Genomic DNA, 14,059 nt, shown 5'->3' with positions numbered 1-14,059 from the left:
TTACGCCTGATAAATCAAATTGCCATCGCCTTTACCTAGCAGTTTATGCACCGATGTAAAGCCGTTGCAACAAGTGAATTCGGCAGATGCGAAAATACCGGGCAAATGCTCTCAAAGCGCTAAAAAGACTTGATTCCGATTGTTTTTCCGGCTCTTATCGCCGGATTAGCTAACGCGCGAAAGCCGCTCCGGATTATTCTGGAGCGGCTTTCGTTTTTACGATCTATTCATAGTTTCCGGTGCATCGCGCTCCGGTTGTTATTTGGTCAGGAGCGTCATTTTCTTTGACGCCTGCGTTGCAATCGACGAAAAGGCGCTGAACAGGTCTGCTGCATTCTGCGGCGTGAAGTAGTCGGAGGCCGACGTTGCGCAGTACTTCAGCAGAGCCTGACCGTTTGCGGGCGCCATGAAGGCGATCGTGTAGACATGGATGCCGGCAGTGCGTGCCGCATCGCACTGGATCTTGGTGTTTGCGTCGGCGCTTGCCACGTTGTTGTCGCCGTCGGTCATGAAGACGATATAGGTGCTCGGGTTCGTTGAGCCGTTCTTGTTCTTGTGCTGCAACTGTTCGTTCGTGAGCCCCGGCGTCGTGGATGCCATCGTGAGGGCGGTCACTGCAGCCGTGAATGCAGGCGCCGAGTTTGTCGTGCCGCTTGCTGTCAGGTTGTTGACGTAGCTGGTGACGCCGCTGGTACCCCAGGCGAGCGCCGTCGGCGTCTGGGCGCTGGAATTGTAGGAGTCGGCGCCAGTGCGAACATACATGCTGTTGGGGTCGGCCGTGTTCAATTGTGCCGCCAAGTTCGCGGTAGCGATCTTCAGCGATTGAAGCTTGGTGTAATAATTGGTTTGCGTACCCGTGCAGGTACTATTGACGGTCTTGCCTTTCGAGTTGGTCGTCGTGCAGGCATATGTGTACGTCGTCGTCGGCTGCTCGGTGTTGACCGTGTCCGTTGGTTCGTCCATCGAGCCAGAACGGTCGAGAACGAAATACATGGACAGCGGATTCTTTTGCGTGGATGTATTGTTGCCACTGACCGACGTGCTCGATGCGCCGACATTCATCGTGGTGAGGCCTAGCATGCGGGTCATGCCGTTCACCGGCATCGCATAGGACGCGTTCACAACGACGGAATAGCTGGCATTGCCTGACGAATCGGTCGTTTTCGTCACCGTTGCGGTTGTGCCGGCCCTGAGTGCGCTGGTGGCACTCGCATCGCCGGCAAGATAATTCGACATCTGCCCGGTCACGAAGTCAGCGGCCAGTTGCTGGGCGTTGGATGTCGTCGCACTGCCATTGGCAAGTGCCGTTGCCGTGGCAAGGGCCGCCGCATCGGTCGCTTCCTGCAGTTGGCTGTCCGTTACAGCCATATTGGAAACATCGACCGCAACGCCAGCCGCGGCCGCGAGGACGGGAATGGCTAGCGCGGTCAATATGCCGAAATTGCCGGCGCGATCGCGCAAAAGATTTTGAATGCCACGGAATTTGCTCGAACAAGTGATCATCACGTCCGCCCAAAAAGTATATGCCCCAGAACCGCGACTATCGGCGAAAACTCTAAGGACGGCGTTGAGATGATCATTCGACTTTTAGCAAATGACGCGAATATTTCCGATTTAGGGTTGTATTCGAAACTACTGCTTTAATGGAATGACGTCGACGGCCTGCACCGTCTTCTGGGTTCCATAGCTCTTCAGCACACCGATAACAGGGGCGACGTCGGAATAGTCGCGGCCGTAGGCGACGACGATATGGTCGGTTCCGGCCGGGATATTGTTGGTCGGATCGAGCTCGATCCAGCCTGCCGTTTCGCCGCACCAGATGCGCACCCAGGCATGCATGGCATCGGCGCCTTCCAGCCGCTCCTTGCCGGGCGGCGGGATGGTGCGCAGGAAGCCGCTGACATAGCCGGCCGGAATGCCGAGGCTACGCAACGCGATGATCATGACATGCGCGAAATCCTGGCAGACGCCGCGTTTCAGGCGGAATGCCTCTTTCGGCGCGGTGTCGACCGTCGTCGCCTTGGGGTCGTAGAGGAAATCCTTGTGGATCTGGGCGCAGACGGCGTGGGCGATCTGCATCACCGTCAGATTGGTCGTCGCCCATTGCCGGGCATAGTCGGCGATCTCCGTCGTCTCCGGCAGACGCGGGCTTGTGCCGATGAAATGATGCGGCGAGGATGGCTCGATCGACCAGCAGTCGCTGATTTCATCCGGCAGTTTGGCAAGTACGGGCGAGAAGTCGGCGGAGACCGGCTGGCTCTCGACCTGCACCCGCGCCTGCATGCGGATGTCGAGCTTTTCATGGGGGTTGCGCACCAGGATCGAAGTCGCTGGATGCTGGAAAAAATCGGTGAAGTTCGACTGCTCGTCCGGATGGGGCGTGACTTTCAGCGAGCCGGCAATCAAGCGCTGGCGGTTGGCGAGCGACAGCGGTAGCACGCGCACGATATGACGCGCGCCGCTGGCCGGCACGTCGTAGATATAGCCCATGTGCAGCGAGAGGTCGTAAAGCATCACATCATCCGAGATAGGTCTGGGCCAGGAGATCGGAGAGATGCTCCAGCTCCCGTTCCAGCTTTTTGTAGACCTCGTCGTTCATGGCCTCCGGCGTCATAACGGCCAGGCCCGAATGCAGCCGCATGGCTTCGCGGTAGAAGGGCGACATCTGGCCGTTGACGAAGGCGTTCGGCAATTGCTCCACTTCCCGATGGATTTCGTTCATCTGGAAGAGAATCGAGCGCGGGTTAAGTGGATCGAGCGCCAGCAGATCGGTCACCGTCAACCGAGCGGTATTGACGTTGTAGCGGCGGCGATGGGTCATCACGCTGTCGCCGATTTCGAGCAGCATGTCGAGCGCGCCGTCGGGCGCCTCCGGGCCGGACATGTAGCCGAGCAGGCGCGTCATATGCAGTCCGCGCTCGATATAGCGGCCGAGCGACAGGAAGCGCCAGCCGGTGAAACGATACATGTTTTCATGCACGAGACCGGCAAAGCCCGCGAGCTTGCGCAGGAGGATCGTCATCGCGTGACTGGCGTCGTCGCCGGATTTGACCTTTTCCTTGAAGCGGCGGGCGGTCTTGGCGAGATCGTTCAGCGCCAGCCAGCCGTCCGGCGAGAAGCGGTCGCGGATGTTGCTGGCGGAATAGACGGCGCTGTCGATATTGCGCAGCAGGCTTTCCGGCACGGCTTCCTTGGTATCGATATCGACGGCGGCGAGATAGGCGCTGACAGCGGCAAGCAGCGGCTGAGTGGGGTCGGCGGCTTCGGCAAAGCGGCCGTGCCAGGCGCGCAGGATGCGCAAGGCCCCTTCGGCGCGTTCGATATAACGGCCGAGCCAGAAGAGGTTGTCAGCGGCGCGGCTCGGCAGGCTGCCGGGCATGTTGCGGGTGAAGGTCTCTTCGGCCGGCAGCAGCGTGTGGCGCTCAACCGGTTTGTCGGAAACGATCCAGACATCGGCGGCCGAGCCGCCGGACTGCATGGCGATGGCGGCAACATCGTCGCCGCTGCCGATACGGGCAAAGCCGCCCGGCATGATCTGCCAGCCGTTTTCGGTGCGGGCGGCAAAGACGCGCAGGCTCATCGGCCGCGGTAGCAGTTTGCCGTTTACCCAGGCAGGAGTCGTCGAGAGGGTGACGACCTCCTGGCCAACCAGCTTGTGGCCGTCCGTCCGCAGCCAGTCGGTAATCGATTCCTTGGCGGTGGTGCGCAGCGTCGAGCCTAGCACTGACTGGCCATTGTCGTCGAAGAAGGGCATGCAGGAATAGGCCGGGCCGATCACCATTTTTTCGATATGCGCGGCGACATGTTCGCGCTCGGTCTTTTGTCCGCACCACCAGGTAGCGATCGACGGCAGCTTCAGGTCCTCGCCACGCAGATGCCGGCAGATGGTGGGCATGAAGGCGAGCAGGGCGCGGGTTTCCAGAATGCCCGAACCGAGCGCGTTGACGATGGTGACGGTTTGCGCCCTCAGCGCCTCGACCATGCCAGGCGTGCCGATATGGGATTGCTGATTGAGCTCCAGCGGGTCGGCATAGGATGCATCGAGGCGGCGCCACAGCACGCTGATCGGCCTCAAGCCCGCGACGGTACGCACCATCAGTTGATCGTTGACGACGGTAATGTCCTCGCCTTCGAGCAGCATGAAGCCGAGGTAGCGAGCAATATAGGCGTGTTCGTAGTAGGTCTCGTTGGCGGGCCCCGGCGTCAAGACGGCAATGCGGTCGGTCGTGCCGCGCTTTGCACCCTGCAACGCGTCGCGGAAGGCGCCGAAGAAGGATGCGAGACGATGCACTTTTGTCTCTGCATAGATATCGGAGAAAGCGCGCGTGGTGGCGACGCGGGTCTCCAGCGCGAAACCGGCACCCGACGGAGCCTGGGCACGATCGGCCAGCACCCACCAATTGCCGTCCGGACCACGGCCGATCTCGAAGGCCAGGAAGTGGAGATAGTGCCCGTTCGCGGGTTTGACACCGGCGAGCGGCCGCAGGAATTCCGGGTTGGCGGCGATCAGCGCCGGCGGCAGCAAGCCTTCGTTGACCAGCCGGTTATCGCCATAGATATCGGCGATGACCTCCTCCAGCAGATCGGCGCGTTGCTGCAGGCCGGCCGACAGCGTCTGCCATTCGCGCTCGTCGATCAGAACGGGAATGTGCGAAATCGGCCAGTTGCGTTCGCTGACGCCGGCTGCTCCATAGGCGCGGTAGAAAACGCCAGCGTCGCGCAGATAGCGGTCGGCACGGGCGAAACGTTCCAGGAGTTCCCTTTCCGGCATGCGCGCGAGCGCGGCCAGCAGATTTTGCCAGACCGGCCGTACCGCTCCGGTATTGTCGACCATTTCGTCGGCGACGCCGGGCATGGCGGAATAGGCAAACGCCGGATCGTTGCCGATGCCAGCCCTTACCTCGTCCCGCCGTTCCGTCGCTGGTTTCTTCCCCACCATGCGTATGCCCGTTTCAAACTCCTATCGGCCGCCTCAGATCGAGCGTCAGCGGAAATTCTCCCGACACTGATTCTGTGCGCAGATTATAACCGCCCGCCGTATGTCCCCAAGGTTCGAATCGCGCCAAACGCCGCGCTTCGGCCTCATTGCCATTGACAGGGAAGGTGTCATAGTTCCGGCCGCCGGGATGGGCAACATGATAGATACAGCCGCCGATCGAACGCTTCGACCATGTATCATAAATGTCGAAGGTCAGAGGTGTATCGATCGGCAGAACCGGGTGCAGGCCCGAGGCCGGATGCCAGGCCTTGTAACGGACGCCGGCGATGGAAACGCCCGAGGCGCCCGTGGGCGTCAGCGGCACGGCGCGGCCGTTGCAGGCGACGACATAACGCGAGGGATTGTTGGTTTCGAACCGCACCTGCAGCCGCTCCACCGACGAATCGACATAACGGACGGTGCCGCCGATCGCGCCTTCCTCACCCATGACATGCCAGGGCTCCAAGGCCTGGCGCAGTTCCAGCTTGCTGCCTTCGTATTCGACTTCGCCGCAGAAGGGGAAACGGAATTCGAGCTGCGCCTGGAACCATTCGGGACGAAGGTCGAAGCCGTTTTCCCGAAGATCCGTCAGCACATCGAGGAAATCCTGCCAGATATGATGCGGCAGCATGAAGCGGTCGTGCAGCGCGGTGCCCCAGCGGACGAACTTGCCGTCGATCGGATTGCGCCAGAAACGGGCGATGAGGGCGCGGACCAGCAATTGCTGGGCAAGGCTCATGCGGGCGTTCGGCGGCATTTCGAAGCCACGGAGTTCCACCAGGCCAAGGCGGCCGGTCGGTCCATCCGGGGAAAACAGCTTGTCGATGCAGATTTCCGAGCGGTGCGTGTTGCCGCTGACGTCGGTCAGAAGGTTGCGGAACAGGCGGTCGACGAGCCAGGGCAGCGGCGGGATGCCGCGACCGGGTGCCGGCACCTGCGCCAGCGCGATCTCCAGTTCGTAGAGGCTGTCGTGACGTGCCTCGTCGATGCGCGGCGCCTGGCTGGTTGGGCCGATGAACAGGCCGGAGAAGAGATAGGAGAGCGAGGGGTGGCGCTGCCAATGCAGCACCAGGCTCTTCAAAAGGTCCGGCCGGCGCAGGAACGGGCTGTCGTTCGGATTGGCGCCGCCGACGACGACGTGGTTGCCGCCGCCGGTGCCGGTGTGGCGGCCGTCGATCATGAATTTGTCGGTGCCGAGGCGCGTTTGCCGGGCCTCTTCATAGACCGCGGTGGTGATATCGACACATTCCTGCCAGCTCGAAGCCGGATGAATGTTGACTTCGATCACGCCGGGATCGGGAGCGACGCGGATCACGTTGATGCGCTCGTCCTGGGGTGGCGGATAGCCTTCGATGTGAACAGGCAGGTTCAGGGCCGCGGCCGCGCGTTCGGCGGAGGCGACGAGGTCGAGGTAATCCTCCACGCTGACCGTCGGCGGCATGAAGATGCAGAGGCGCCCGTCGCGCGGCTCGACCGAGATCGCGGTGCGGACATAGCCGCCGATCTCGTCGATCGATTGCGGCATGGTCGGCTGCTGGCCGGCAAAGGGCTGGAAATGGGCGGCTTGCAGCGGCCGGCCCTTGTCCTGACCGTAATCCGGCAGTGCCTCGCGCGGGATCGTCGGGTCCATCGGGTTGATGTAGGGATATTGCGATGCCGGTATCCAGTCGAGCGAATTCAGCGGCAGGCGATAGCCGACCGGGCTGTCGCCGGGCATGAGGAAGATGCGGCCGCGGCGGGTGCGCCATTTCTCACTGACCCAGCGACGACCGCTGGCGCGCGCATTCCAGGCCTGTACCGGCAGAATATAGCCCGTCGGTCGCGTCAGCCCGCGCTCGAAGACGCGGGCCATGCGTGAGCGTTCCTCCGGATCCTTCAGCTTCGAGTTGGACGGGTCGACATTGTCGGGCAGGTTCGCTTCCTTGACCAGCCATTCGGCCGGGTCTTCGAAAGCCGGCGCCACGTAGTCGGGCTCGATATCGAGCTCGCCGGCGATCGCCGTCAGGAGGCGACCGGCATCGTCCTCGGTAACGCTGTAGTTGCGGCCCTCGTTGGCGATCAGGTCGGGGTTCGACCAGATCGGCAGGCCGTCGCGCCGCCAGTAGAGCGAGAAGGTCCAGCGCGGCAGGCTTTCGCCAGGATACCATTTGCCCTGGCCGTAATGCAGAAAGCCATTCGGTGCGAAGTGTTCGCGCAGGCGTCGGATCAGATTATCGGCCTTTTCGCGCTTGGTCGGGCCGACCGCGGCTGTGTTCCATTCATCGGACTGGAAGTCGTCGATCGAGACGAAGGTCGGCTCGCCGCCCATGGTCAGGCGCACGTCGTCTTGCCTGAGGATGGTGTCGACCTTTTCGCCGAGCGCGTTCAGAGCTTCCCAGCTTTCATCGGAGAAGGGCTTGGTGATGCGCGGATGCTCGGCAACGCGGGCAACCGTCATGTCGAAATCGAATTCGGTCTTGGCCTCACCGAAATAACCGCCGGAGATCGGTGCCGCGTTGCGGTAATGCGGTGTGGCGGCGAGCGGAATATGGCTCTCGCCGGTCAGCAGGCCTGAGGTCGGGTCGAGACCCACCCAGCCGGCGCCGGGAAGATAGACCTCCGCCCAGGCATGCAGGTCGGTAAAGTCGTGTTCCGTACCCGAGGGCCCATCGAGCGCCTTCAGATCCGGCGTGAGCTGAATGAGATAGCCGGAAACGAAGCGTGCGGCGAGGCCGAGATGGCGGAGAATCTGGACGAGCAGCCAGCTCGTATCGCGACAGGAGCCCTTTGCCTTTTCCAGCGTCTCTTCCGGCGTTTGTACGCCGGTTTCCAGGCGGATGACGTAGCCGATTTCATGCTGCAGCCGCGCATTGAGGCCGACGATCATGTCGACGGTGCGCTGTTCGGAGCGGTCGAGGGTTGAAAGGAAAGCGGCAAGGCGCGGCCCCGGCTCCTCCGGCTTCATGTAGATCGACAGATCTTCGCTGATAGTCTCGGGATAGTCGAAAGGCCACTTAGTCGCTTCCTCTTCGACGAAGAAGTCGAAGGGATTGTAGACCGTCATATCGGCAACGAGATCGACCTCGATCTTCAACTCGGTCACCGGATCGGGAAAGACGAAGCGGGCGAGATAATTGCCGTAGGGGTCCTGCTGCAAATTCACGAAATGATTTGATGGCGTCACCTTCAGCGAATGACTGAGGACGCGTGTCTTGGAATGCGGAGCGGGTTTCAGGCGAATGATTTGAGGGCCGAGGCGGACCGGGTTGTCGTATTTATAATGGGTGAGATGATAAATGCTTGCTTTGATCGCCATATTTTCTCTTTGCCTAGCTCGCAACGTTGTGCGGCATTTGCTGTTCCCACCGGCAGTGTGTGCAATGCAGCGGAAGAATGCAAGGCGTCTCGGCAGTCAATCAGGGCCGTTCCATAGGGTGTCAAAAATAAAAGCGGCGGGCTTTCGCCCACCGCTTTGAAATCGATGCCGTCGAAAACCTCAGCTTCTGCCGAATTCATCGACCAGGCGGATGATGTCGTCTTCGCCGAGATAGGAGCCCGTCTGAACTTCGATCAATTCCAGCAGGATCTTGCCGGGGTTGGAAAGGCGGTGCACTTCGCCGAGCGGGATATAGACCGACTCGTTTTCGCGCAGCATCTGCACGTGCTCGCCGACCGTCACCTCCGCCGTGCCCTTGACGACGATCCAGTGTTCCGAACGGTGATGATGTTTCTGCAGCGACAGCTTCTTGCCGGGCAGAACGAAGATGCGCTTCACCTGGAAACGTTCGCCGTTCAGCACCGAGGTATAACCGCCCCAGGGGCGATAGGACGTCGGATGGGTCTCGGTGAGCTTGGCCGTCGTCTTCTGGCTGGCGAGCAGCTTCACCAGCTTGCCGACTTCCTGGCTGTCCTTGAGATGGCCGACATAGACGGCGTCTTCGCTGGCGATGACGGCGACGTCTTCCATCCCCTGCACGGCGAGATGGACACCATGCGTCATGACGAGCGAATTCTTGGTGTTGATCAGCGTCGTGTCGCCGGCAGCCACGTTGCCGTTATCGTCGCGCTTGCCGGTCTTCCAGACCGAATCCCAGCTTCCGAGATCCGACCAGGTGAAGGGCGAGGGAACGACGGCGGCATTCTCCGTCTTTTCCATCAGTGCATAGTCAATGGAAATATCGGGGCTTTTGACGAAGGCTTCTGCGTCGAGGCGGGTGAAATCGAGGTCGCGCGTCGACTTGGCAATAGCCTTGGCGGCGGCCTTTTCGACTTCCGGTGCGTATTCGTGCATCTCGGCGAGAAGCTGGCCGGCGGAGAACATGAACATGCCGGAATTCCAGTAGAACCCGCCGCTGGCGACCATCGCCTCCGCCTTTTCCAGGGCAGGCTTTTCGACGAAACGCTTGACGGCATGCGCACCGGTCGAAAGCTCCTTGCCGCTCTCGATATAGCCGTAGCCGGTCGCCGGCTCGGTCGGTGTAATGCCGAAGGTCACGAGCTTGCCTTCCAGCGCCGTATCGCGGGCAGTTCGAACGCAATCGAAATAGGTGCCGTTGGCGTCGATCTCGTAATCGGAGCCGAGGACGTGCATCGTGGCGTCCTGGCCGAAAAGTTCGCTGACGAGCGTGGCGGCGGCGGCAACGGCGGCAGCCGTGTTGCGGGCAACCGGCTCCAGCAGGACGGCAGCCAGCTTCAGCCCGAGTTCACGCGCCTGTTCGGCAACGAGGAAGCGAAATTCTTCGTTGGTGAGGACGATCGGGGCTTCGTAAAGTTCGGGATCGGAGACGCGCGTCAACGTGCTCTGAAAGAGCGTCTTGTCGCCGATGAACTGGATGAACTGCTTTGGCGCAGAGGCACGCGACAGCGGCCATAACCGTGTTCCCTTGCCGCCGGCCATGATCACTGGGACGATTTTGGCTGCCATATCTGCCTCTCTCCTACACACTTTACTGAAGAACGCTTCGCGGACATCTGCAATATATGCGATCGCCACCTGCGTCCCTTGAACAATTGGCTTTCGCCATTGCGATATTTTTCAGGAAAACACCAGCGCGAATTTACCATCAACTCCGAACATTCCCCGATCTTAGTGAGGAAATTCTAACAATCAAAGTTATGCTTCGGTTGAGAGACCAGATACGTGTTGTGGGATTTTCCGCCGAAAGATGTAGGCGTTGCCGCGATTTCTATGCGGCAACGCCAGGGAATCATCTTGTCAGGCCTTGGCTCTGTCGCGGGGCTCTTCATCGGCCGGATCATGCGTGGTGCCGTTGCGCTTGTTGTAGCGGATCGACGACCAGAGCGAGACGCCGATCAAAGCCGCGCCGCCAAGGCCAGTGACGACCTCGGGAATATGCATAAGCGTTTGCACATACATGATCACCGAGAGAATCAGGATGGCGTAGAAGGCGCCATGCTCGAGGTAACGATAGTGGGCGAGCGTACCCTTTTCTACAAGCATGACCGTCATCGAGCGAACATACATGGCGCCGATACCGAGGCCGATAGCGATGATGAAGAGGTTTTGGGTGAGTGCGAAAGCGCCGATGACACCGTCGAATGAGAAGCTGGCGTCGAGGATTTCCAGATAGAGGAATGCTCCGAAGCCACCCCTCGCGGCAGCGCTCATCGTCTTTTGCGAGGCATCCAGAAAGCCACTGAGGACCTCGACCAGAAGGAAGGTTAGGAGACCGTAGACGGAGGCATAGAGGAATGTGGTCGCATCCTCGCCACCGAGCAGGGAAGAAAAGATCAGGACGAGGATCAGCACGAAGGCGATTTCGATGCCCTTGATGGTGGCGAAATGCGCCATCGCCTTCTCGACAAAGGCGATCCAGTGCACATCCTTCTCGCGATCGAAGAAATAGGTGAGGCCGACCATCATCAGGAAGGTGCCGCCGAAAGCGGCGATGGGCAGATGCGCGTCATGCATGATCGCGGCATATTGCTCCGGTTCGGCAGCCGCGAGCTTCAGCGCCTCCCAGGGATTGATATGGGCGGCGATGGCGACGATCGCCAGCGGAAAGACGATTCGCATGCCGAAAACGGCGATGACGATGCCCCAGGTCAAAAAGCGGTGCTGCCAGACCGGCGTCATCTCTTTCAGCTTGTTGGCATTGACGATGGCGTTGTCGAACGAGAGCGATATCTCCAGCACGGCCAGCACCAGGCAGATGAAAAAGGCCGTTGCCAAGCCGCCCAAGGTGCCCGTCATGTTCCAGCCGAGCAATGCGCCCAGGATAAGACCGCCGATAGTGACGATAAAGGCCCAACCGAAATAGCTGAGCGTGGATTTGGAGGAGGACGACGTCATCGACGCACCTCCTTGGGAGCGGAGAAGATGTGTCCGGACTCAAGGCATGGCCGCATGCCAGACAGGGCATGCGGGCGAGGCATGGTCAGAGTATTCATGAAAAGAAATCCGCCGGCTCATCTGCAGGCGGTACCGACATCGCGAGAGCGCCGTTAAAACTCTCGCCAGAGGGGCCCGGCACCAAAGTTCAATCCGCAGCCGATGTCAGAAGGCGCGGAGATACCACCATTAGTTAGTGAAATTGCGGTTCCCGTCAAGAGGCGCGGCGGTTCGACGCTGCCGCATTCCCCAGGATAGAAATTTCCGGAACCAAACGGGAAAGAGGAGCGTTTGGGCTTGAGGCGGGCAGGGCGATGTCCGTTGCAGGACTGATCCAGAAATGGATTGATTGTCGGATAGAGAGCAGCGGACAAGGAGGACCTCTCATGAGCCCCCATCCCATTCATCATAGACCGAAAGAAGTAAAGCCGGAGCCGAGCCGACAGAAACGGACGCGTTCGAACGTCCTTCGTCAGGCGCAGGTATTGCCGCCGCACAACGTCGATCTGACGCTGCAACCTGCAACGCATGAAGATGTTCATGTGCCGGCCCATGTCAGCGGCGCTGACCTGTCGCGGGAGGCACCTGGCGACGCCAATCACGGCGGGAAACACAAAGGCCGCTCAAAATAAAAGCTGGAAGCCGGATATTTTTTGAGGCTCCGGGTCTCACGGCCCGGGGCGCGGCTTTGCTTATTTGCCGTGCGGCGGTTTGCCGTTCGACAGGAAGCTGGCGGCAAAGCTCAGCTCGGTCGATTTCGCCGAACATTCGATGGCGACGGGTTTGCCCGAATAAGGATTGGCGAAGGTGCAGGTGCCCTTGGCGTCGACCTGGCCGGTCATCTTGTTGCCGGCGCCCGTGGAGATGACCTCGATCGGCAATTGCGCGGTTCCCTTCGTCGCGCCGGGCTTGATACCGCGGCCGTTGCCCTGGAAGCCAAGCATCTTGCCGCCGGATGAAAAGATGAACGTCACCGAGCCATCCGGCCCCGTGACGCTGGCGATCTCACCCTTGCAGCCTTTCGAGGCATCGAGCTTGCCCACGACGAGCTTGGAACAGGTGCCGCTGACCACCACCGCGCCGGGCGCCGGAAAATTTTGTGCGGCGGCGTCAGCCGCAACGGTCATCACTGTCAGTCCAATAGCAAGGCCTGCGAATCGCATGAATGGGTCCTTTCGAAGCCCTCGCAGTTTGCCGATCGAAATGTGGCAGTCAATCCCGAAGCGCTAATGTGCCGACGTAGGAAGGCGCCGGTCACTCCGGCACGAGCGTGCCGATCAGTTGCAGCAGTGCATTCTGCCGGTTGCCGCCGCCGGCCAGGAATTCATAGAGCGTCATCTTTTTTTCGCTGCCACCGTCGACGAGATAGTCGGACTGGCGGATGACGAAGACCTCGCCGCTGTCGGTGTCCCGGGCGAGGTGGAACAGATATTCGTCGCCGTTGGGCTTGTGGTTTTTATAGAACTGCTTCTTCACGATCGCCATTCTCGTCCTCCCGTACGATCAATGCTTTAGCGTGACAGTAGTGTGACAGCGCGACCGGAAGTCAAGCGATTTGCGGGTGAAACTTCTGCTTGCCTGCCCGACGGTGACGCGTTCAAGCGCCGAACATCAGCATGTGATTGGATATCAACGAAAAGACGATTATCCTCAACCCTCGCGATCGAGAATTCGATGCGCCATGAGCGAGAGGTCAAAGCAAATGAGAATGATGTTAGCGTTAGGGGCCATGTTAAGCCTCGCTTGCGTCTCTGCAGGCGAAGCACCCTCGAACTACCAGTCATACCAGGGCATTCGCGCCGATAGCGATCCCGTGCTTCTAGCGCGATATGACAGGGCTCTGCACTATTGTGAACCCGAAGCCTATTCCTGGTATCGGGGCTCCCCCGATCCCAACAGCAGCATGTACATCCTGGCATTGAGAAGTTGCTTGTATCGGCACAGCTTTATAGACCGCGGCGCCTACGCCTATCCGAACACGGCGGTATTCCAGCATTTCCTGGATCGCTAAACGGTCAAGACTTTTTCGCACGCGGAAGCGCCTTTCCCTCACCGGGAGGGCGCTTTTTTCATAGAGGCGTCTTTGCTTCTCGCGCTGCGATCGACCTCAGGCGCCCAAAATCGCATTAATCTCAGCGATCAGCGTCGCGTAAGTTTCGATATGCCGCTGGTATTCCGCCCTGATCTCGTCGGTTATTTCCTTCAGCGGCCCGTCACCTTCCTGACGGAAATGGCGTATGTCCTTATCCTCCAGCGAGCGAAGCTGCTCTTCATGCTCCTCGATTTTGCGCTCATAGTTGTTTCGAAGCTTGGTGAGATCCATTGCATCCTCCATAAGTCATGCTGATGCAGCTAAATCAATCGTGTCCGCGCCCGCGGTACTTCGTCGGAATGCCTGCCGTCTCATGGCATTGCGCCAGGGTTTCAAGCCATGCTGCCAAGCCTTCGGGCACTTCAGCGTTTCCAGCCTCCATCGCTTCCACCCAAGACAAGTCGCATTGCAGAGCGCTCGCCAGGTTGAGCGGCGTCCAGCGGATATGCAGAAGGCATTCGGTGAACCGGGCTGGGGTCATAGCAGACATCCATTCTATTCTGTTCAGAGGGTGACACGACCAATCAGCAAGTCAAGCGCTCTCCAAGGTCAAGCATAGCAGCGGAATGCGCGCTTCTGGTGGCAGATCTCTGAACGCTATTGAGGTGCGATGTACCTTGGGGCCTTTATGCGAAAAGGGCTCAGCGATTTCTCGCTA

At 60.0% G+C, this 14,059-nt stretch carries 12 protein-coding genes; 2 read left to right on the top strand and 10 right to left on the bottom strand.

The features are described from left to right. Positions 1-258: 258 nt before the first annotated feature. The 6 genes from ACXHXG_RS12280 to ACXHXG_RS12255 form a co-directional block, all read right to left on the bottom strand. Complete coding sequence (locus ACXHXG_RS12280) at positions 259-1,503, bottom strand: vWA domain-containing protein (protein ID WP_104824278.1); 1,245 nt, start codon at positions 1,501-1,503, stop codon at positions 259-261. A 129-nt stretch (positions 1,504-1,632) separates the two neighbouring features. Next, positions 1,633-2,514, bottom strand: coding sequence for a transglutaminase family protein (locus ACXHXG_RS12275; RefSeq protein WP_104824277.1), 882 nt, complete (start codon positions 2,512-2,514; stop codon positions 1,633-1,635). A 4-nt stretch (positions 2,515-2,518) separates the two neighbouring features. Beyond that, positions 2,519-4,936 (bottom strand): circularly permuted type 2 ATP-grasp protein, encoded by a 2,418-nt coding sequence (locus tag ACXHXG_RS12270; protein WP_104825207.1) that lies wholly within the window; start codon positions 4,934-4,936, stop codon positions 2,519-2,521. A 16-nt stretch (positions 4,937-4,952) separates the two neighbouring features. Next, the gene (locus ACXHXG_RS12265; protein WP_104824276.1) at positions 4,953-8,273 is read right to left on the bottom strand and encodes a transglutaminase family protein; all 3,321 of its coding nucleotides are present in this window, start codon (positions 8,271-8,273) and stop codon (positions 4,953-4,955) included. A gap of 180 nt (positions 8,274-8,453) precedes the next feature. After that, positions 8,454-9,881: a mannose-1-phosphate guanylyltransferase/mannose-6-phosphate isomerase gene (locus tag ACXHXG_RS12260; RefSeq protein ID WP_104824275.1), complete on the bottom strand. Its 1,428-nt coding sequence runs from the start codon at positions 9,879-9,881 to the stop codon at positions 8,454-8,456. Positions 9,882-10,172: 291 nt separating this feature from the next. Next, positions 10,173-11,270: a DUF475 domain-containing protein gene (locus tag ACXHXG_RS12255; protein WP_457899420.1), complete on the bottom strand. Its 1,098-nt coding sequence runs from the start codon at positions 11,268-11,270 to the stop codon at positions 10,173-10,175. A 425-nt stretch (positions 11,271-11,695) separates the two neighbouring features. Here ACXHXG_RS12255 and ACXHXG_RS12250 point away from each other — a divergent pair, with 425 nt between their 5' ends. Continuing rightward, on the top strand, positions 11,696-11,941 hold the full coding sequence (locus tag ACXHXG_RS12250) for a hypothetical protein (protein ID WP_457899419.1): 246 nt from the start codon (positions 11,696-11,698) through the stop codon (positions 11,939-11,941). Positions 11,942-12,001: 60 nt separating this feature from the next. Here the strand turns inward: ACXHXG_RS12250 and ACXHXG_RS12245 are convergent, their stop codons facing one another. Both ACXHXG_RS12245 and ACXHXG_RS12240 read right to left on the bottom strand, forming a co-directional pair. Further along, positions 12,002-12,472, bottom strand: a complete 471-nt coding sequence (locus ACXHXG_RS12245) for a hypothetical protein (protein WP_457899418.1) — start codon at positions 12,470-12,472, stop codon at positions 12,002-12,004. 91 nt (positions 12,473-12,563) lie between these two features. Next, positions 12,564-12,794, bottom strand: a complete 231-nt coding sequence (locus tag ACXHXG_RS12240) for a hypothetical protein (RefSeq protein ID WP_104824271.1) — start codon at positions 12,792-12,794, stop codon at positions 12,564-12,566. Between the two features lie 217 nt (positions 12,795-13,011). On the opposite strand from ACXHXG_RS12240, the gene ACXHXG_RS12235 reads away from it, so the two are divergent. Next, positions 13,012-13,320: a hypothetical protein gene (locus ACXHXG_RS12235; RefSeq protein ID WP_104825206.1), complete on the top strand. Its 309-nt coding sequence runs from the start codon at positions 13,012-13,014 to the stop codon at positions 13,318-13,320. Between the two features lie 96 nt (positions 13,321-13,416). Here ACXHXG_RS12235 and ACXHXG_RS12230 read toward each other — a convergent pair whose 3' ends face one another. Next, positions 13,417-13,632: a hypothetical protein gene (locus ACXHXG_RS12230; RefSeq protein ID WP_104824270.1), complete on the bottom strand. Its 216-nt coding sequence runs from the start codon at positions 13,630-13,632 to the stop codon at positions 13,417-13,419. A gap of 34 nt (positions 13,633-13,666) precedes the next feature. After that, positions 13,667-13,882, bottom strand: a complete 216-nt coding sequence (locus ACXHXG_RS12225; RefSeq protein WP_104824269.1) for a hypothetical protein — start codon at positions 13,880-13,882, stop codon at positions 13,667-13,669. Positions 13,883-14,059 lie beyond the last annotated feature (177 nt).

The organism is Rhizobium sp. LEGMi-198b (assembly GCF_054114205.1).
The sequence above is the reverse complement of the archived record's forward strand: the minus strand, read 5'-3'. Positions and strand labels throughout refer to the sequence as shown.

Excerpts from the sequence above, each read along its gene's own strand:
- ACXHXG_RS12280 (WP_104824278.1), bottom strand. The coding sequence starts at position 1,503 with ATGATCACTTGTTCGAGCAAATTCCGTGGCATTCAAAATCTTTTGCGC.
- ACXHXG_RS12275 (WP_104824277.1), bottom strand. The coding sequence starts at position 2,514 with ATGCTTTACGACCTCTCGCTGCACATGGGCTATATCTACGACGTGCCG.
- ACXHXG_RS12265 (WP_104824276.1), bottom strand. The coding sequence starts at position 8,273 with ATGGCGATCAAAGCAAGCATTTATCATCTCACCCATTATAAATACGAC.
- ACXHXG_RS12260 (WP_104824275.1), bottom strand. The coding sequence starts at position 9,881 with ATGGCAGCCAAAATCGTCCCAGTGATCATGGCCGGCGGCAAGGGAACA.
- ACXHXG_RS12255 (WP_457899420.1), bottom strand. The coding sequence starts at position 11,270 with ATGACGTCGTCCTCCTCCAAATCCACGCTCAGCTATTTCGGTTGGGCC.
- ACXHXG_RS12250 (WP_457899419.1), top strand. The coding sequence starts at position 11,696 with ATGAGCCCCCATCCCATTCATCATAGACCGAAAGAAGTAAAGCCGGAG.
- ACXHXG_RS12245 (WP_457899418.1), bottom strand. The coding sequence starts at position 12,472 with ATGCGATTCGCAGGCCTTGCTATTGGACTGACAGTGATGACCGTTGCG.
- ACXHXG_RS12240 (WP_104824271.1), bottom strand. The coding sequence starts at position 12,794 with ATGGCGATCGTGAAGAAGCAGTTCTATAAAAACCACAAGCCCAACGGC.
- ACXHXG_RS12235 (WP_104825206.1), top strand. The coding sequence starts at position 13,012 with ATGAGAATGATGTTAGCGTTAGGGGCCATGTTAAGCCTCGCTTGCGTC.
- ACXHXG_RS12230 (WP_104824270.1), bottom strand. The coding sequence starts at position 13,632 with ATGGATCTCACCAAGCTTCGAAACAACTATGAGCGCAAAATCGAGGAG.
- ACXHXG_RS12225 (WP_104824269.1), bottom strand. The coding sequence starts at position 13,882 with ATGACCCCAGCCCGGTTCACCGAATGCCTTCTGCATATCCGCTGGACG.